This is a genomic window from Arcticibacter svalbardensis MN12-7 (assembly GCF_000403135.1).
Taxonomy (GTDB): Bacteria; Bacteroidota; Bacteroidia; order Sphingobacteriales; family Sphingobacteriaceae; genus Arcticibacter; species Arcticibacter svalbardensis.
In genome coordinates, this window is the sequence record NZ_AQPN01000124.1 from 1 (window position 1) to 998 (window position 998).

Genomic DNA, 998 nt, shown 5'->3' on the forward strand with positions numbered 1-998 from the left:
CTTTTAACCAATGTGATCAACAGATTAGCCAGCATGGCTGCCCATATTTGTATTTCAATAGCATTCTCATTATCTCCTAAGAAGTATTTGAGTGGAAAATTCTGCTTAAGCTGTTTAAAAAGTAGCTCTATCTGCCATCTCTGTTTATAGATTAAGGCTATTTTTTCGGCTGTGAGCTCGAAATTATTGGAAATAAACTCAAATAATCGCTGGTTTTCATTGTCCCAATAAGCGATACGTCTGGCGTGGTGCTCTTCCTTTTTTTTCTCTCCATAATAAAGAACAACTTGTTCATCTTTAAGTACTGCCGAAGGCGCCTCTTCTGGCAGATCATATTCTTTACGGGCTTCATATACCGCATTGTCCTTCAAACGGGTAACATACCAAATACTACCTTGAGTAAAAGCCTGGTATTGGGCATAATCTACATACCCCTTGTCAAAAGTGATGATCGAACCCTTGGGCAAGGTATGGATCTCGCTTAAAAAAGTATGGTCATGACGTACTGCTGCACTATATCGGATCAAACAAGGAACATTTTCGCTCGCTTTAATGATGGTATGCGCTTTAATGCCTCCCTTTTTCTTCCCCTGTAATGGATTACGTCCAACCCCCTTTAAAATATCCTTAAATAGAGTTATAGTAGTGGAATCCATAATATAAAGACGTTTCATATCCAAATCACTCAACCGGCTGTCCGTTAAAGTTCCGCGATTGCGGAGATAAACCTCCATGTAAATTTCTCCAAAGATCTTGCTGCTACGGCGACTATTTGCTTCTGATAACGTACTGCGTCTGACTATATAACCCAAACCAAGATGACCCAACTTATGCGCATTAGAAAGTAAGCCTACAATAACCTCACGGATAGACTGATAGCCTTCAAGGGCAACAAACAACATCACTACAACATGATTGTAGCTGCAGAATCTTTTTACATAGCGTTCTCCTCCGTGTGATTTGCTTATTTTTCTGATTTGCCCCTTGTCTAAATACAT

The 998-nt window shown here is 39.7% G+C and carries 1 protein-coding gene; it reads right to left on the reverse strand.

Going from position 1 to position 998, the window contains the following annotated elements:
• Positions 1-998 (reverse strand): IS4 family transposase (locus tag ADIARSV_RS16730; RefSeq protein ID WP_040300461.1); only part of this gene is annotated, 998 nt, incomplete at both ends.